This is a genomic window from Anoxynatronum buryatiense, from assembly GCF_900182905.1.
In the GTDB taxonomy this organism is placed as follows: domain Bacteria; phylum Bacillota; class Clostridia; order Peptostreptococcales; family Tindalliaceae; genus Anoxynatronum; species Anoxynatronum buryatiense.
In genome coordinates, this window is record NZ_FXUF01000002.1 from 157,524 (window position 1) to 176,176 (window position 18,653).

The 18,653-nt window shown below is 50.2% G+C and carries 15 protein-coding genes; 13 read left to right on the forward strand and 2 right to left on the reverse strand.

The window, feature by feature from the left end; translation table 11 throughout:
- Positions 1–69 precede the first annotated feature (69 nt).
- Positions 70–3,873 carry a phosphoribosylformylglycinamidine synthase gene (locus tag QOL74_RS03470; protein WP_283408046.1) on the reverse strand — a complete coding sequence of 1,268 codons (3,804 nt, stop codon included), beginning with the start codon at positions 3,871–3,873 and terminating at the stop codon, positions 70–72.
- A gap of 218 nt (positions 3,874–4,091) precedes the next feature.
- Here QOL74_RS03470 and QOL74_RS03475 point away from each other — a divergent pair, with 218 nt between their 5' ends.
- The 12 genes from QOL74_RS03475 (at position 4,092) to QOL74_RS03530 (ending at position 15,880) form a co-directional block, all read left to right on the forward strand.
- On the forward strand, positions 4,092–4,688 hold the full coding sequence (locus tag QOL74_RS03475) for a Maf family protein (protein ID WP_283408047.1): 597 nt from the start codon (positions 4,092–4,094) through the stop codon (positions 4,686–4,688).
- Positions 4,685–6,046: an MATE family efflux transporter gene (locus QOL74_RS03480; RefSeq protein WP_283408048.1), complete on the forward strand. Its 1,362-nt coding sequence runs from the start codon at positions 4,685–4,687 to the stop codon at positions 6,044–6,046. The genes QOL74_RS03475 and QOL74_RS03480 overlap by 4 nt, the downstream gene beginning before the upstream one ends.
- A gap of 39 nt (positions 6,047–6,085) precedes the next feature.
- Positions 6,086–6,490 carry an 8-oxo-dGTP diphosphatase MutT gene (gene mutT, locus QOL74_RS03485; RefSeq protein WP_283408049.1) on the forward strand — a complete coding sequence of 135 codons (405 nt, stop codon included), beginning with the start codon at positions 6,086–6,088 and terminating at the stop codon, positions 6,488–6,490.
- A gap of 152 nt (positions 6,491–6,642) precedes the next feature.
- Positions 6,643–8,085, forward strand: coding sequence for an NAD-dependent succinate-semialdehyde dehydrogenase (locus QOL74_RS03490; RefSeq protein ID WP_283408050.1), 1,443 nt, complete (start codon positions 6,643–6,645; stop codon positions 8,083–8,085).
- Between the two features lie 253 nt (positions 8,086–8,338).
- Entirely contained in the window at positions 8,339–10,366 is a 2,028-nt protein-coding gene (locus tag QOL74_RS03495) for a methyl-accepting chemotaxis protein (RefSeq protein WP_283408051.1), read from the forward strand.
- Positions 10,367–10,562: 196 nt separating this feature from the next.
- The gene (locus tag QOL74_RS03500; RefSeq protein WP_283408052.1) at positions 10,563–11,720 is read left to right on the forward strand and encodes a methyl-accepting chemotaxis protein; all 1,158 of its coding nucleotides are present in this window, start codon (positions 10,563–10,565) and stop codon (positions 11,718–11,720) included.
- Between the two features lie 227 nt (positions 11,721–11,947).
- Positions 11,948–12,214 (forward strand): hypothetical protein, encoded by a 267-nt coding sequence (locus tag QOL74_RS03505; protein ID WP_283408053.1) that lies wholly within the window; start codon positions 11,948–11,950, stop codon positions 12,212–12,214.
- Positions 12,215–12,275: 61 nt separating this feature from the next.
- On the forward strand, positions 12,276–12,539 hold the full coding sequence (locus tag QOL74_RS03510) for a YciI family protein (RefSeq protein ID WP_283408054.1): 264 nt from the start codon (positions 12,276–12,278) through the stop codon (positions 12,537–12,539).
- Positions 12,540–12,552: 13 nt separating this feature from the next.
- Positions 12,553–13,413 (forward strand): methyl-accepting chemotaxis protein, encoded by an 861-nt coding sequence (locus QOL74_RS03515; RefSeq protein WP_283408055.1) that lies wholly within the window; start codon positions 12,553–12,555, stop codon positions 13,411–13,413.
- Positions 13,410–14,675: a BaiN/RdsA family NAD(P)/FAD-dependent oxidoreductase gene (locus tag QOL74_RS03520; protein WP_283408056.1), complete on the forward strand. Its 1,266-nt coding sequence runs from the start codon at positions 13,410–13,412 to the stop codon at positions 14,673–14,675. The genes QOL74_RS03515 and QOL74_RS03520 overlap by 4 nt, the downstream gene beginning before the upstream one ends.
- Positions 14,666–14,995, forward strand: a complete 330-nt coding sequence (locus QOL74_RS03525; protein ID WP_283408057.1) for a thioredoxin family protein — start codon at positions 14,666–14,668, stop codon at positions 14,993–14,995. Before QOL74_RS03520 ends, QOL74_RS03525 begins: the two co-directional genes overlap by 10 nt.
- 60 nt (positions 14,996–15,055) lie before the next feature.
- Entirely contained in the window at positions 15,056–15,880 is an 825-nt protein-coding gene (locus QOL74_RS03530; protein WP_283408058.1) for a DegV family protein, read from the forward strand.
- A 52-nt stretch (positions 15,881–15,932) separates the two neighbouring features.
- On the opposite strand, the gene QOL74_RS03535 is transcribed toward QOL74_RS03530, so the two are convergent.
- Positions 15,933–16,892: a DUF4349 domain-containing protein gene (locus tag QOL74_RS03535; RefSeq protein WP_283408059.1), complete on the reverse strand. Its 960-nt coding sequence runs from the start codon at positions 16,890–16,892 to the stop codon at positions 15,933–15,935.
- 345 nt (positions 16,893–17,237) lie between these two features.
- Between QOL74_RS03535 and QOL74_RS03540 the strand changes: the two genes are divergently transcribed.
- A complete protein-coding gene (locus QOL74_RS03540; RefSeq protein ID WP_283408060.1) occupies positions 17,238–18,500 on the forward strand; it encodes a hypothetical protein in 1,263 nt (420 codons plus the stop codon).
- Positions 18,501–18,653: the final 153 nt, after the last annotated feature.

Sequence of the window (18,653 nt, forward strand, 5' to 3'; positions counted from 1 at the left end):
TCTTGTTTTCCAGTCATCATACTATTCCTTTGTGACGGGCACGCTACAGTATACCATAAAGTGACGGGATTAACGATAGTATTTCACGCCAGATTCAAGTATTTTTTGATCGTAGTCTCCGGGCACATTACGATATAACCCCGGTAGGCAGCGTTCAGAGTGGGCCATTTTCCCAAGTACTCGGCCATCAGGGCTTGTCAGTGCTTCAATGGCACCCATGGAACCGTTGGGATTATGTGGCAGTGCCATGGCAGGTTGACCTGAGAGATCCACATACTGGGCGGCCACCTGGCCCGATGCCATGAGCTGACCTATGGTTTCTTCCGGTGCGATGAAGCGTCCTTCCCCATGAGAGACGGGAAGGGTGTGAATCTGGCCGGGAGTGACGCCGGCGAACCAGGGAGACAGGCTGGAAGCCACACGGGTGCGAATCAGGCCGGAGACATGACGGCCAAGGGTGTTGAAGGTCAGTGTGGGTGCGGCTTCGTGGGGGGGGCGAATCTCTCCGTATGGCACCAGCCCCAGCTTAATCAGTGCCTGAAATCCATTGCAGATTCCCAGCATCAGACCGTCCCGTTCCTTTAGAAGCTGGTGAACGGCATCCTGAATCAAGGGGTTGCGGAACACCACGGTGATGAACTTGCCGGAACCGTCGGGTTCATCACCGGCACTGAAGCCGCCGGGGAGCACCACCATTTGTGATCGGTGAATGGCGGCGGCCAATGCCTGCACGCTTTCGTCAATGGCATTGGCACTTAGGTTGCGGAAAATCAGCAGCTCAGCGTCTGCCCCCGCCCGTTCCAGTGCACGCAGGGTATCCATTTCACAATTGGTGCCGGGGAAGGTGGGAATCACCACCCGGGGACGTGGTGTTTTGATCAGGGGACGGTTACTGCTGGCAGGCTTTGCTATGGCGTTGGCAATGACTTTCGGTATTTCTGGCGATTTGTTTGTGGGGAAAATATCCTCCAGCGGCTCCTGCCAGGCTTTCAGCAAATCATCAAGGGGAATGGCCTTGTCGGGAAGCTGCATTTCAGGTGTCTCGATGGTGTGACCCAGCAGGCATCCGGGAAATGTTTCCAACAGTTCATTCACAGCCTCTTCATCAGTCATTTCAAGCAGAAAGTTGCCGGGAGCAGGGAGGAACAGCGCAGGGGGCTCCAAATCAAGGTCTATCTGAAGCTGGAAGCCCACCCGGTTGCCAAAGCACATTTGAGAGAGGGCTGCGGATACACCTCCCAGGCCGACAGTTTTTGCGGCCAGCACCCGGTGGCTTCCAATCAATTGATACAGTTTTTCAAAGAGCGTCTTCATCTGAGAACTGTCCAATAGTAGTGTGCGGGGATCTGCCTGCGGGCGGAGCCATACCACCGGATGACCGGCTTCCTTGAACTCCGGTGAACAGAGATGGGGTTCCTCTCCGGCTGCAACGGCAAATGAAACCAGTGTGGGTGGAACATCCAAATCCTTAAAAGTGCCTGACATGCTGTCTTTGCCGCCGATGGCCGGAATTTCAAGCTGTTGTTGCAGGGTGTAGGCTCCCAGCAGAGCTGCCAGGGGGCGTCCCCACCGTACCGGGTCATCTCCCGGTTTTTCGAAGTATTCCTGCAGGGTAAGTCGGGCTTTTTGAGTGGAGAAACCCATGGCAGCCAGGCGGCAGAGCGATTCCATCACCGCGTAATATGCCCCGTGGAAGGGGCTCCAGCAGGCCAGATCAGGATGATAGCCGGCAGTCATGCCGGTGACGGTGGTGGTATTTCCCTGGAGCACCGGCAGTCGGGCGGCCATGCCTTCCGCCGGCGTCAGCTGATGAATGCCACCCAACGGCATGAGGGAGGTGGCTGCGCCGATAGTGCTGTCAAATTTTTCGATGAGACCCTTTTGGCTGCAAACATTCAGGTCAGATAAGTTTTCCATCCAGTGGCGGTGCAGGTCGTCAGGGGCTTCTGCCATGGAACGTTTCAGGTTTTCGGGCAGTTGTACCAAAGGTGAAGCGTCATAAAAGGGAGCGGGAACTTTCATGGTTGTTTGCTGTTTGACACCGTTGGTGTCAAGGAATGAACGGGCGATGTCAACGATGGTGGTGCCCTGCCAGTTCATCACCAGGCGGGGAGATTCGGTGACAACAGCTACTCTGACGGCTTCAAGATTTTCTTTTTGGGCGGCAGCGATGAAAGCTGTCTCATCAGCAGGATCAAGCACCACGGCCATGCGCTCCTGAGATTCTGAAATGGCCAGTTCGGTGCCATCAAGCCCTTCGTACTTTCGGGGCACCTGATCCAAGTCAACAAAGAGGCCGTCTGCAAGTTCACCAATGGCCACCGAGACACCACCGGCACCAAAGTCATTGCATTTTTTGATAAGGCGGCTGACTGCCGGGTCTCTGAAAAGACGCTGGATTTTTCGTTCGGTGGGGGCATTGCCCTTTTGCACTTCTGCACCGCAGGTGGAAAGGGAGGTTTCATCATGTTCCTTGGAAGAACCGGTGGCACCGCCACAGCCGTCCCGGCCGGTACGTCCCCCCACCAGCACGATCACATCACCCGGGTCTGATGATGCCCGCATGACCTGGCTTTTGGGAGCAGCACCAATGACAGCACCCAGTTCCATTCGTTTGGCCACGAAACGTTCATGGTAGTATTCTTTCACATAGCCGGTGGCCAGGCCAATCTGGTTTCCATAAGAACTGTACCCATGAGAGGCTTCCTGGGTGATTTTTCGCTGCGGGAGCTTTCCGGGAAGGGTTTTTTCCAGAGGGGTGCGGGGATCGCCGCTGCCGGTGATGCGCATTGCCTGGTAGACATAGGAACGGCCAGACAGGGGGTCGCGGATGGCACCTCCCAGGCAGGTGGCAGCACCGCCGAAGGGTTCAATTTCGGTGGGGTGGTTATGGGTTTCGTTTTTAAACATCACCAGCCAGTCTTCCTGGCGACCGTCAATGTCAGCCGGCACAATGATGCTGCAGGCGTTGATTTCATCTGAAACTTCCAGATCGTCCAGTTTGCCCGCCCGGCGCATTTCTTTCATGGCAATGACGGCCAGATCCATTAGACAGGCTGGTTTTTCCGACAGATCATCGCCATAGACTGCCAGGCGTTTCTGCTGATACAGCTGCCAGGCATCCTGGGCCGGCTGATTTAAGGGATCATTTTCAAAATCCACCTGGGTGATTTCTGTGAGAAAGGTGGTATGACGGCAGTGGTCAGACCAGTAAGTGTCAATCATGCGAATTTCGGTGATGGAAGGGTCTCTTTTTTCAGTGTCGCTGAAGTAGGTCTGGCAAAAAGCCAGATCTTCCACAGACATGGCAAGGCCATATTGGCCGGCAAAATCAGCCAGATCAGAGGCTGTCATGGTGGTGAAACCGGAAAGTACTGCCACGGCTTCAGGAGGTGTTAGCGTTAATTTCAGGGTTTTTGGTTTTTCCAGGGAGGCTTTTCGTGATTCCACAGGGTTGATCAGATAATCACTGATGCGTGATAAATCGTCGGAGGTCAGGTCTCCTTCAAACACCATGACTTTGGCATACGTCACATCAGGCCGCTGTTCCTGTGTCAGCAGCTGAATGCACTGGGCGGCAGAGTCAGCCCGTTGGTCATACTGACCGGGAAGCAGTTCGACTGCCAGCATAAGGTCATCATTCTGCACAGGAAATGTTTCTACATATACATCATCCAATGGTGGTTCGGCAAAAATAGTTGACAGGGCTTTTTCAAAAGTAATTTCATCGATTCCTTCCACATCATAGCGGTTTAAAACACGTACCCTGCAAAGGGCTGTGAGTTTCAGGTGGTCACGCAAATCCTCAAACAGTTGCTGCGCTTCCGCCTGAAACGCCTCTTTTTTTTCAACAAAAACTCGTTTGACGCCCATCCGGCGATGCCCCCTTTTATCTTGTGACTCGTTATTGTCTTATTATACCAGAACAATCCTTTCGATGCAGAGCAAGGTTGTGGTAAAATGATGGGTGAAAATCATATGTTGATCAACGGCACCAACAATATCAACTGCGGTAATAGTACTAACAATGTGGGAAAAGCAAGGCCATGATCAAAAAATATCGAATGAATCAGTCTGAAAGGCGGATGACAATGGAACTCATATTAGCGTCGGGGTCTCCCCGGCGGTCAGAAATTCTCAACATGTTGACGCTGCGTTATCGGGTGCAGACCAGTCAGGTGGATGAAGGTGAACTGCTTCGGCAAATGCCCCAGGCGACACCCAAAGAGCTGGTTCAGCGTCTCAGCAGCGCCAAATCTCAGGCGGTGGCCAATCAGCTGGAAACGGGATTGGTGCTGGGCGCAGACACCATCGTGGTACTGGAAGAGCACATATATGGCAAACCGGTGGATGAACAGGATCTGCGGAACATGATGTGGGCCTTTTCAGGTAAAACACATCAGGTGCTTACCGGGGTAACACTGACCCAGGCGGTAGGCAGGCATTCGGTGAGTCTGACTGCCGTGACAGATGTGACTTTCCGAACCATCTCTGAAGAAGAGATGGAATGGTATGTTGCTCATGCCCACTATAGTGACAAAGCAGGGGGTTACGCCATTCAGGAGCACGCAGCCCTTTTCGTCGAAGGAATACAGGGGTGCTACTATAATGTGATGGGATTGCCGGTGCAGGAAACATTGGCACTGTTTCAGCTCATGGGAACCAGCTGGCAGGCGTTTGGATCATGATTCGATCCATGCTGCAGGACAAACACTTCTTCAGGGTGCTGACAGCCATTGGCATTCCCGTTGCCATTCAGCACGTCATTACGTCCTCCCTGAACCTGGTGGATGTGGTCATGATTGGGCAAATCAATGCGGTGAGCATTACCGCTGTGGGGCTGGCCAACCAGCTGTTTTTTGTTTTTTCATTGTTACTTTTTGGCATTAACAGCGGTGGGGCAATTTTCGTTGCCCAGTTTTGGGGAAGACGTGATCTGGAAAATATTCATAAAAGCCTCGGTGTTGCCCTGCTCCTCAGTGTGGCGGGTGGCCTGATGTTTACTGTGATCAGCGTTCTTTTTCCTGAATGGTTCATGAGACTCCTCTCCAACGATGATGAGGCCATTCGTCTGGGGGTGGAATACCTGCGCATTGTGGGCTTGAGCTATCTGGCCACCGCAGTCAGCATCACTTTGTCAAGCGCCTCCAGATCAGTGGGGGATGCCCGGCTTCCCATGCGGGCCAGCATTCTGTCGCTTGGCGTGAACACCGGACTGAACGCTGTGCTTATTTTCGGGTTGCTGGGATTTCCTGCCATGGGAGTGAAGGGAGCGGCCTTGGCCACGTTGGTGGCCCGCGGCCTGGAGTGCCTTATTTTAACCGTAACTATTTTCACCAGCCTTCACCCACTGCGTGCCAAAGGGCATCAATACTTCCGGTTTTCACGTGCCTTTGCCCGGCGCATCCTGCAAAAGTCCTTTCCGGTGATGGCCAATGAGTTTCTGTGGGCCATTGGCATGACGCTCTATGTGGCCGCCTATGCCCGTATGGGTACTCAGGCGTATGCAGCAGTCCAAATATCCCAGACGGTGGAAAAACTATTTTTTGTGGCTGCCATGGGTATTGGCCATGCGGCGGCGGTGATGATCGGCAATCTGCTGGGTGAAAACCGGCGGGAAGAAGCCATTCGTTACTCCCGGTATTTTAACCTGCTGACGATATTTTTTGGCATTGTACTTGCTGTCTTTCTGTTGGTAACAGCACCTGCCATTGCCAGGTTTTTCAATGTTGACGAACAGGTAAGGGCTGATGCGGTAAAAGTGATGGCTGTTTTTGCCTTTTTTCTTACCATCAAAATGTGCAATGCACTGCAGGTGATCGGCACCCTGCGGGGAGGCGGCGATACCACCTACTCTCTGATGATGGAAATTTCAAGTGTGTATCTGGTGGGGGTTCCCATGGCTTTTCTGGCCACCACCTACTGGCAGCTGCCCATTTATGTTGTTGTGGCACTGGTGCATCTTGAAGAAGTGACGAAAGCCATTGTGGGCTTCAGAAGGCTGTTTTCAAATAAATGGGCAAGCAACATTATTGAAGGCATGTAGGGGTAATCATCTGAATGACTGAAACAGAGGTGAAGAGATATGACTCGGGTGGCGGTGGCCATTATCACAAATAAACAACGCCAGGTACTGATAGCCCGGCGGCCTGCGGGGAAAGTCATGGAAGGCTGCTGGGAGTTTCCCGGAGGAAAAGTTGAAATCGGAGAAACACCTGAAGAATGCCTGGTACGTGAGTTGAAGGAAGAGATGGATCTGACGGTGAAAGCGGGTCGCTTCATTGCAGAAATTTCTTATGCATATGATTGGGGACATGTTCAGCTGCTGGCTTTTGAAGCCCACATTGTTGAGGGAGAACCCCGGCTCCTGGAGCATGATGCCATGGCATGGGTCGGGCTGGAAGAAATGGGAGCCTATGGCATGACGCCGGCAGATGAACCACTGATCGAAGATTTGCTTCGATGGGTTCGCCGTCACGACGTGTTTTAGAAAGATGAAAACGGGTACGAAAGAGATAATAAGACTCATTATCATGAACATGAAGCAAAAGTGCTTCATCATATCCCTTGTCTTCACCGCATGTTGTCTACAGTCTGAGATGAAGCGAAAGTGCTTCATCTTTTTTAAACGGAGGTGTACCCATGGAGGAAAAAAAATTGTACATTAACGGTGAATGGGTGAAGCGTGCTAACGATGATGTGATTCAGGTGTTAAATCCGGCCAGTGGAGAAGTGGTGGGAACGGTTCCCAACGCCGGCAGAGAAGAAGTGATGCAGGCTGTTGATGCGGCTTCAAAGGCATTTGACACATGGGCAGCACTGCCCGCCCGCCGCCGGGCGGAATATCTGCGGCGATGGTTTGACTTGATGCGAGAACATAAGGAATCCATTGCCAGAACACTGACGCTGGAACAGGGAAAACCGCTGGCGGAAGCCCGGGGTGAGGTGGCGGCTGCCGGTCGTTTCCTGGAATGGTACTCTGAGGAAGCGGTGCGCGTTGCCGGGGAAATCATTCCTCCTTCCGGTGAGAAGAAACGGATCATGGTGTTGCGCCAGCCGGTGGGAGTTGTGGCAGCCATTACTCCCTGGAATTTTCCTGCGTCCATGGTCACCCGAAAAATAGCACCGGCACTGGCAGCCGGCTGCCCGGTTATTCTAAAACCTGCCAGTCAAACACCCCTGACTGCCGTTGCCATTGTGGAACTGGCCCATGAGGCGGGGATTCCCCGGGGTGTGGTAAACCTGGTGACAGGATCGGCAGCCCTCATCGGTGAAACCTTAATGGCAGACAGCCGTGTGCGGAAAATCACGTTTACCGGCTCGACAGAAGTGGGAAAAATGCTGATGAGGCAATCGGCAGACACGATGAAAAGAATCTCTCTTGAACTGGGTGGTCATGCCCCTTATCTGGTTTTCGACGATGCTGATTTGGAACAGGCAGTGGCAGGGGTGATTCAGGCCAAAATTCGCAACGCCGGTCAAATGTGCGTCGCTGTGAACCGGTTCTTTGTGCAGGAAGGCATCTATGATGCTTTTGTTTCCCGGTTGCGAACCGCATTGAAACAGATTCAGACAGGCAATGGGCTTGATGAGTCTGTCACCATGGGTCCCCTCATCGACCACAAAGCCTATCAAAAAGTGTTGGATCATGTATTGGATGCCAGAGAACTGGGAGCAGGGCTGCTCTGCGGTGGCAATGGCCGTCATGAAGGTGGTCATCCGGAGGCCGGCTACTTCTTCGAACCGACTTTGCTCACCAATGTAACTGACCAAATGAAGATAATGCAAGAAGAAACCTTTGGACCGGTGTTGCCGCTGCGACGCTTTGAAACGGAAGAAGAAGCGTTGCTTCTGGCCAATGATTCCCGTTACGGGCTGGCCGCCTATGTGTATACTCAGTCTTTAAGCCGCGGAATTCGAGTTTCCGAAAAACTGCAGTATGGCGTGGTGGGGCTGAATGACGGCGGGCCGGCAACCGTCCAGGCACCCTTCGGCGGGTTCAAGGAGAGCGGCATCGGTCGCGAAGGGGGGCACCACGGGATGGAGCCTTTCCTGGAAATCAAATACATTTCCATTGGACTTTAGTGATGATGTTAGCCATGAAAAGCCACAAAGAAAGCGGAGTTGTCAGATAATAACAACGAGTCTGTCATAAAATGACCAAGTCAATGATAGAAGCCTGCAGCTGCGGGGTATCAGAGTGATATCCTGACTGCAGGTTTTTTTATACAGAGATATAAAAACCGATGGAAATCCATGCCGCCTGCATACACATAAATCGAACTGCAGTCTGGCAGCGCAGTCAATGGTGTCATTTAGACAAGGGGGAGTGAGCGCGATGAAATCAATCAAGGCAAAAATGGTATTGGTCATTATGATGGTGGTGGTGGTACTGGCAGGGGCACTGTCATTCATTTCCATCACAACAGCCACCAACGCAGTGGTGGAGGAAGCAAACCGGGGGTTACTGCTTTTGGCTTCAGAAGGAGCCGATGTGGCGACCGCCCGCATTAACAGTCAGTTTGTATACCTGGAAGGTCTCACGAAACTGGAAAGGATTTCGAATCCCGAGGGAGACTTGGGGGTGAAAATGAGCCTGTTGCAACAGGAAGCTGCCAACAGTAATTTTATACGAATTGGGGTCACTGATTTATCGGGGAATCTCTATTTATCCGACAGTTATGGGATCGGCGGCAGTATTGTTGATGTATCGGAGCGAGAGTACTATCATCGCTCCCTGGACGGGCAACGGGCCATTATGACACCAACCGTGAGTGTGAATCCTGATGATCAGGGAAATTTGGTCATGGTGTACTCAGTACCTCTGAGATACGGAGGCCGCATTGTCGGAGCACTGGTGGCTGTGGGAGATGGAAATTTTCTTTCAGATTTGGTGCAGGACATGGGATATGGGCAAAATGGATATGCTTACATCATTAATCAGACAGGTACCGTCGTTGGTCATCCCCGGCAAGAACTGGTCATTGACCAGTATAATCCCATTGAGGCAGCTCAGCAAGACCCTGCTTTGGCACCGCTGGCAGGGCTTGTTACACAAATACTGGAAGAGCAGACGGGGACCGGTTCGTATTTTTTTAATAATCTGAATGTCCACGCCGGTTATCACCCCATAACAGAAACCGATTGGTTTCTGGCAGTGGTGGCAGAAGAAAGTGAACTGATGGCAGGGGTGGCGGCCATGAGAACCCTGCTGGCGGCAGTGGCGCTGGGAATGATTGTCATCGGTGTCATTCTTGCTGTTGTGGTGGGAGGATCTTTTGCCCGTCCCATCATTGAAATTCAGAAAATTGTTGATCGCATGGCTGCCTACGATTTTTCCATTGATGAAAACCATCAATTGAATCGCTATGAACGCCAACAGGATGAAATTGGCAATATGCTGCGAGCCATGAAAATCATGCAAAAGAATCTGGTGACGCTGGTGCAGGATATCAACGACAAATCCAATCAAGTGGCAGCAGCTTCGCAGGAGCTGACATCCACCAGTTTGGAAGCGGCAACAGCGGCATCGGAAGTGGCCAAAACCATTGAAGAAATTGCCCAGGGAGCATCGGATCAGGCAAAGGAAACAGAAATGGGCGCGGAGAGCGTTCACCAGATGGGTCAGAGCATTGAAGATGAACAGGAGCTTATGAAAGAAATGAATCAGGCAGCAGAAATGGTGGATCAGCTGAAAGATGAAGGAATCGAAACAATGACAGATTTGGTGGAAAAAACCGGCATGAGCCGTGAAACCATTCAGAATGTGCACCGCGTTATTTCTGAAACCAGTGAAAGTGCGGGAAAAATTGATGCTGCCAGCAGCATGATTCGAAGCATTGCCGAGCAAACCAATTTGTTGGCGCTAAATGCAGCTATCGAGGCGGCCCGGGCGGGAGACGCCGGCAGGGGTTTTGCCGTGGTTGCAGATGAAATCAGAAAACTGGCAGAGCAGTCCAACCGCTTTACCGACGAAATTGCGGCGGTGATCGCTGAACTGGGTGAAAAAGTGGGAGCGGCTGTTGAAGCTGTGGAAACGGTGTCCCGAACAATGCAAGAGCAGACCATTGGCGTTGAGAACACCAATACCCGCTTTGTTGGTATCTCTGATGCCGTTGAGTCGATGAAAATCAGTCTAAAAAAACTCAATGATTCGGGCACTGAAATGGCAAAAAGGAAAGATAGTATCGTCAGCACGATTGAAAGTCTCTCAGCCATCTCAGAAGAAAATGCAGCCGGATCAGAAGAAGCTTCTGCCTCGGTGGAAGAACAAACAGCAGCTATGGATGAAATCGCAGGTACCAGTGAAGATCTGGCAAAACTGGCTCAGGAGATGCAGGAAGCCGTTGCCCGGTTTAAGTTTTAATAGCAAATAGCATTTAAACAAGTGGATTGTTTTGCTTGCGACTTAACACAAAATTAACAAGTTATTAACCTCTTAATGAACCTTTTTACTGACATTCCGGCTAAACTGTAGAAAAAGGGTGGAACGGACGGTGTTTAGTGCAGCGGTTATTCTGCAGAATCAGCGGTGTCACCACCTTTAGTCCGGGAGGGTCAGCATGTCACAATTACTTCAGCATCATGTAGCGGATTATTGTCAGCAGTGCCTTGTCATAGAGCCTGGCATCAAAGTTGAAAAGGCGGTAACACTTTATGATGAATCGACGGAATGCCTGGTGGTGGCTGTTGGTCGGCAACCAGTGGGCATTTTGTTGCGGGAGCGTCTTTTTTCCATGTTGAGCACCCGTTATGGGCCGTTTCTTTACCAGCAAAAACCGGTGGAACGGGTGATGCTGCGACAGATGCTTCTGGTGGATGATAGCACAACATTGGAGCAACTGTTGCTGATGATTGAAGAAACTGAGAGCGACTTTGGAGAAACCATTCTGGTCATGAATGACAAAGGCATTCACGGAATCTTAACGCTGGAAACTCTCTTTAATCTGCTAACTCAAATTCAACACGAAGAAGCAGACCATCAAATGACCGTCATTCGGGAAAATGTAAGAGAAGTGACACAGGTTTCCCGCGCAGTTCAAAAAATGTCAACCTCGATGATTCACTACGAACAGACAGGACACGTGATGAAGGAAGTTGCCCATGGAGGGCAGCAGACATTGGAAGATTTGCTCAAACACATTCGCCTGATTGAAAAAGTGGTACAACGGCAGTTGGATCAGGTGGAGATTCTACAGCAGCAGATGCAGCAGATTTCACCCCTGGTGGCAGGCATTAAGCGGATCGCAACCCAGACGAACCTGTTATCTCTGAATGCCTCCATTGAAGCGGCCAGAGCCGGTGTTCACGGTGCCGGATTTCAGGTGGTTGCGCTGGAAGTCCGTCAGTTGTCAGAGCAGGTGGACGCGGCAGTCAAGCAAATCGAATCTTATATGGAAAGCACGCTGATGGAGTCTAACCTGACCCGGCAGCAGGTGACGAAAGGCCGCCAGGAAGTCGAAGCGGCCACCACGCTGGTGAAGGGAATCGATACACAGTTTTCCCGCCTTTTTCAGCTTTCCCATACCATGGGAGAAGAAATGGGTACGGTAACTGAGATCATTCGGGAAGCAGGTTTGAAAATGAGCTGGCTGGAAAACAGTATGAAAAGAATGGAAGATCAGGTTCGAACAAATCAGCAAAGACTCTTTCGAATAGAGAAGATCAAGAATGATCAGACGAACCTGGCAGATACTGAAGAGACAAGATGTGCGGGATAATTGCACCAAAAAAATTCCAGTGACTTGATGGCGATGCCAGATGCTGCTGCAGTTCAATGATAATGATGAAAGCCCCGGATTTCTGTCTGCCGGGGCTTTTTTGCTTTTCTATCGACAACTGTCATGATTCCGCATATAATAAATAGAACAAAAGAATTGGAAATGCCTGACGACTCTCCATATTAATTAAAAGCGGTGCGATCATTTCATCTAAGGGAGGTGCAGCCGTGAAAGTGAAAGCCACTTACCAGGGGCATGTCTTTGAATTGCACCGTTCACTGGGGTCGGTGAGCTTTTTGGTGGACGGCGAAATTCGTGACATGACCGGCGGAAAACTGATGCAGCACAAAGTGGATCAAACATACCATGCTGAGATCAAACAAGGCCCTCATCAGGGAGTGCCGGTGAAAGCAGAACTGAAGCTGGGGTGGTTGGCAGATCAGGTTCTCTTTTACTACAATGGGCAGTTGATTGCAGAAAAGAAGCTGCTTTAACGAAATTCTTGAAAAGTGGTTTGCGTTTAGTAAAATATTACCAATGGAAAGGAGCAGACGGATGATTTTATATGCAGCCATACTGAATATGGTGGATGGTCCAATGGATGAAATGCTTCTTGATGAACACAAGGCATACTTACAGCAACTGATTGACGCAGGCAGTATCTTTGCTAAGGGGCCTTTCACCGATCACAGCGGAGGGCTGGTGCTTTACAAAGCAGATTCATATGAAGAAGCCATGGCCATGGCTTCTCAAGATCCGGCAATTGTAAAGGGCAGCCGCACCTTAACATTAAAGGAATGGCGCAGCAATCTGGACTAAAGGAGGCGACAGCATGCTTGACAGAACGGTGGCACATAAGATCGTAGAGAAGTGCCGGGGAATTGTCCCCTACCCCATGATATTATGTGGGGATGAAGGTGAAATAATCGCGGCAACCGTTTCCAGCCGGGAGGGTAACATTCACCCCCGGGCGCAAGTCATGATCCGGGAGAGGATTATTGAAAAACAGGTTGTCACCAATGCTGATGAGAAGGCTGCCAAAGAGAAGGGACTCGATGTCAGGGCCGGTGTCGCCGGTGTGGTGCAGCATGAGGGTGAAGTGGTGGCAGCCCTCGCCATCACGGGTGAACCTGATGAGGTCATGCCCTTTTTCAACATTGTTGCAGCCATGGTGGATATGATGTATGAACAGCATCTGGTGAACCAACGCATCCTTCACACAGCAACTCAGGTCAATCGAAGCATGAGCGATCTTGCGGCAACTTCTCAGGAACTGCTGGCCGGCTCAGAAACACTGGCAGAGGTCAATAGCCATGCAGTTGAAACGGTCCACCAGGCGGAAGAAGTGTTGGAAACCATTGGCAATGACCTAAAATTTGTTGAGCAAATTGCCAAAAAAACCAATCTGCTGTCATTGAACGCTGCCATAGAGGCGGCCCGGGCCGGTGAGCTTGGCAGAGGGTTTGCCGTTGTCGCAGGGGAAGTGAAAGGACTGGCAGAGCAAACGGGATCTTATGCAAAAAACATCAATGAGCAGACACAGCACTTCTCAACCATTTTCAAGGGTATTTTTGATTTGATGAAAAATAATACTGTCACTTCTCAGGAACAGAAAGAGGCCCTGCGTGTACTGACGGATAAAATGGAGACCATCCAGGCATCCATCAATGAACTGGCGGGCGATTCAGTGTGATAACAACGACTGTAACACACTGGGATGTGATTGTCATTGGCGCCGGCCCTGGCGGGTTGATGGCAGCGATCACTGCGGCGGCCCAGGGGTGTCGGGTGTTGGTGCTGGAAAAAAATGATCAACCTGGAAGAAAGTTGCTGGCAACCGGCGGCGGCCAATGCAACCTGACTCATCAGATGCCCATGAAATCATTTTTGGTTCATTACCATGAAAAAGCGGCTTATGCCGGCAAATGCATTCGCCAATTTTCGCCCGAAAGTTTAATGCAGTGGTTTTCTCAAAGAGGTGTTCGCCTTGAAGTGCTGGAGAATGGCAAGGTGTTCCCTGCCAGCAGGAGAGCCACAGAAATTTTGGAAGTCCTGCTGAAAGAAATGAAAGAGCTGAAGGTGGTGATGAACTGTCGCAGCCCTGTGAAAAAACTGGAGACCTTTAAAGAGGGCTTTCAGGTAACGTGTGGTGAAGAGGTGAACAAGGCCAACACTGTCATCCTGTCAACAGGCGGCTTCACCTATCCCTCGCTGGGTACTGCCGGTGACGGGTATCGGTTGGCGGCAGACTTGGGCCACAGGATTGTTACCCCCAGGCCGGCTTTAACAGGACTGACTGTTAAACATTGGAAGTTGGAAGATTTGTCGGGAGTTTCCCTCCAGGAAATCACCATATCTCATTGGAGTGGGGGACGAAAAGCAGGAACCTATACAGGTGATCTGCTGTTTACTCATCAGGGTGTCAGTGGACCGGTGATCCTCAATTATTCCCGTTATTTCAAGCTGGGAGACCTGCTCACGGTCAATCTGGCAACACCTGAAAAAGAAGAGGCTTTCAGTAGCAGAATGCTTCGGGAGTTGCAATCAGTGGGCAAGAAAAAAGTCAAGACATTGCTGTACAAGGAACCAGTGCCCCGACGGGTAATAGACAGTGTGATGAGAATGGCCGGAATCAACGATGACCAGGTGTGCGCATCTGTCACCAAAGATCAGCGGAAGATGCTGGTCAAATGGATGACCCGGATGCCGCTGGAAGTGGAAGTCTTGGGCGATGTGGAAACGGCGATGGTAACAACTGGCGGTGTTTCAACAGACGAAATTCGCAGCAGCACCATGGAATCCCTGATAGTTCCCGGGTTGTTCCTTGTGGGAGAAGTCCAGGATGTGGATGGCATGACGGGAGGCTTTAATCTCCAGTTTGCTTTTTCCTCCGGCTATGTGGCAGGACGCTCTGCGGTATCAAGACAGAAAGAAGGCGGCAGTAAATGTCGTTAACCGAAATACATACCATGGAATCATTGGAGACTGTTCTGCAGACAGAAAAAAGGGTATTGCTTTATATAGGAGATGCCGATTGTGCTGTTTGCCGGTCAACCAAACCCAGGATACAGACAATGATGAAGTCGTATCCACTGTGGGCGGGAGTTGAGGCTTCTGCCCAAAAGACCCCGGATATTGCAGGTCAGTATCTTGTTTTTTCAATACCTGCGGTGTTGATGTTTGTGGAAGGAAAAGAAATATTTCGCAGTGCACGTTTTCTTGATTTTCAGCAAATACAACAAGTCTTTCAACGTCAAATGATGCAGGAAGAATGATGGATCATGACCGAAGAAACTGCCGAGATGAAATCATCGGCCAGTAAAGGAGGAAAACCCGTGCAAATTATTACCGACAGCTCCTGCGACTTGCCGCAGGAAATTATTGACCGCCTGAAAATACTGATTGTGCCATTGCAGATTGAAATTAATGGTGAAGAATTCACGGATGGCGTTAATCTGACCCACCATCAATTTTTCGAAAAGATGGCGGCTTCACCAACCCTGCCCAAAACATCTCAGCCATCCCCCCAGTCTTTTATTGATGTATTTCGGGAAGGGCTTAAGCGTCATTCTGAAATCCTCAGTATCCATCTCTCTTCCCGCCTCAGCGGTACCATGGAAGGTGCACTCATGGCGCGAAATGATGTGGAAGGAGAAATCAGCATTTTCGACAGCCTGAGCGGTTCGCTGGGTGTGGGCTTGCAAGTATTGAAAGCCTGCGAATTAGTGAAGGAAGGTCTTGGCAAGCAGGCAATTCTGGAGAGATTGGCTGAATACAGGGAGCAGATGCGGGTGGTGGTGTATCTGGAAACCCTTGAAAATGCCGTTAAAGGTGGCCGTGTGAGCAAACCTAAGGAAATTGTGGCTAACCTGCTAAATTTAAAACCGGTAGTTCATGTGGAAGAAGGGTACGTCAAAATTTTGAAAACCCTGCGGGGAAAGAAAAAAGGAATACGTATGTTGCTGGATGAAATGGAGAAAAAGGGTGTCGACTACTCCAACCGGATCGTGGGGATCACCCATTGTGATTGTCTGGAAGATGCCCTGGCTTTAAAGGAAGAGATTATGCAACGCTTTAAGCCGGCGGAAATAATCCTCACCACCATGGGCCCGGTGATTGGTACCCATGCAGGCACTGGCGGACTCCTGGTCTGCTTCTAAATGAAAAAGACACTGCTCAACAACGGGCAGTGTCTTTTTTTGAGATGACTGATCAGGAGGGATCTTTCTTGCGTTGAGAAATCCTTCTGCGAATCAAACGGTAGACAAAACGTGCCAGGAAAATCAGCGGCAGTAGAACGATGGCGACAGGAATAAACATAATAAACACCACCACCGAGTTCTGAAGGGTTCTGATAACAGCAATGACAGAATCTTTAAAAGCCTCGCTTATTTCGGTGCCCCAATGGCGGCTATCCGGGTCGGGAGTCATTTCAGATACTTCCCTCAGATCCACCCGCATGGTGGCAAACTGTACCAGGTTATCCCATTTTTGAAGTGAGCCGGTGAAACTTTCAATCTGGTAACGAAGATGAGTTAATTCTGATTCGATACGCAAAATATCCTCCATGCTTTCAGCGCGTTCCAGTAATCCAAGCATGCGTTCCTCCTGAATGCGCAGACTGGTGAGGCGTGCTTCAGTGTCGAAGTACTGCTCGGTGATGTTTTCACCATGACTGCTGGCTGACAGCACATTGCCAAACTCCTTTAACCCTTCAGTAAAACCTTCAAAACGCTGTTGTGGGATACGAAAAGTAAAAGAGGCATTCCGTCTGGATGTGTTCGCGGTCTGGCCGATGCGGCGCCCTTCCACATAAGAAGACTCTGCATAGCCTCCCAGTCGGCTGACATAGGCCTGAATCTCTGCCACTGCGTCATCAAAGTCAAGTGTTTCCATGCTGACTTCGCCTGAATAAATGATCTTATGCTGGCTTTGGTTGACTGTGCTGAGATCGACGCCGCCACCGGATGCTTCCGCAGGCGCTTCAGCAGCAGGCATGGCATCAGGAGAGCGACTTTCACTGACAGCGCTGCCATCCCAGCCGCTGTCGCTGGTGGCATATTCCGGTGAACGGGAACATCCGGCCATCCCAGTCACGAGTACAATCATCATCATGACCAGGACCACGTTGCGGTTGCGTTGCCAAAATGCATTCTTTGTTCTTGTCGACATAACGATTCCCCTCTTCTTCTGACTATATTTGTGGATACGTTAAGAATTGAAACAGAGCCGGTACAAAATGGGTCGACTTGAGACATTGAAACGGAGTACTTGCCGTAACAGTCTTTGATAACATAGACGGCACGAAGGCAAAAAAGTTCCATGTGCAGAATTGACAAAATATAACAAATAAATTGAATTCATCTGCGCGGTAGGGTACAATCAAACCAAAGGATTACAATAAAACAACAAGGCTTCAAAATGGTGTTGAAAACATGGTGCTCAAGAAATGGATAAAGGGGGTGACAGAGGCTGTTGGTGGTTTCTAAACGAAGGTGAGAATATGGAGGAATGGTCATGTATCGTGATAAACTCAAAATTGATCCATTAAGACTGGATGAGATCAATGATTTTCTCATGGATCGAAATAATCCCCTGATCAGTGAGATCACCCGTATTGTGGGAAAGTACGGTACTCCTGAAGAAATCAACCGACAAGCCCGGGAAGCCCGGCAGCTTTCCAGCCTTTTGGGAAGACTGGAACGAATGGACTCACCCTATCTGAAAGACTTGGAATGGCTCATGGGAGAAAGGGACAGACAAGCTTTCATTGGAATCAGCGATTACAGGCAAAAAGTGATGGGAGACCAACTGCCGGTTTCCGGATTTGACGAAGCAAAGGCAGTCACGCTGGAAATCAGTGCGCTCCAATACTTCCCATGGTTGATGACAGAGGCAAAACAGGCCATTGAGCAACAGGAGATCATGCCGGGACGCTTCATCAGAGTGCGAAAAATGAAAGAACAGGAGCAGGATCACGGAGACACGCTGGCCATTGCCGCAGCCATGCAGATTGTGGGTGCCAGTTATGTGGAAACCATGGACACAAAGGGAACAGATGGTTCCAATGTGCATCTGGGTGGTCCGGAAACCATCACCGGGTATTTCGGCGGCATCGGACAGCCCAATGAACACCCGATTCAGTGGATCGATGAACTGCTTTACTATTATACCCGATACGGAATTGAACAGGTGCTGAACATAAACCCGGGAACAGTGTTCATCGCCTATATGCTTCATAAAATGGGCATTGATATTTCCTTTAAGATATCTGTTTTTATGGGAAATGACAATCCCTATTCCGTGCTTTGGACGCTTCTCATGGCAAAGCTTTTCTCCAGAGAAGATGGATCAACACCGCTGGTTGGTTTCAATCTGAGTAATTCAGTAGATAACCGGACAATTGAACTAAGCAGTTTGATTCGACAGCAGCTGGACCTGGAAAACAATGTGCGCATTGAACATCACATTACTGAAACCTATCAGGCCATTGTGAGGCAACCATACAATCGAAGAGAGGAACTGCTTGAACTGGCCAGAACTGTTCCCAACATTGCGGCAAAACACGAGGGCGGAGACCCAGAAGTGGAAGAAACCAGAGAATCACCCTCCAGCATTCTCCATTATTTCAGAGATAAAGCTGAAATACTCGAATCAGGCGATATGAAGAACCTGGAGCAGAATTACCTTGATAAACACGAAGCAGTGAACCGGACAGCCAGAGCACTCACTGAAAAGGGACTTGCCTTTATTGGTGCGAAGGCACTGCATCATCGATAAGCCTGCAGGCATATACAGACAAAAACCGCCGGGTTGCCGGCGGTTTTTGTCTGCATCGCATTTTCTCTGGGGTGCTTCTGAACAGACTGTTTGTGGTTGAGAAACAGCGCGTGTTTTTGCGGACAACAATGACGGCCAATTGCTCTGTTGATG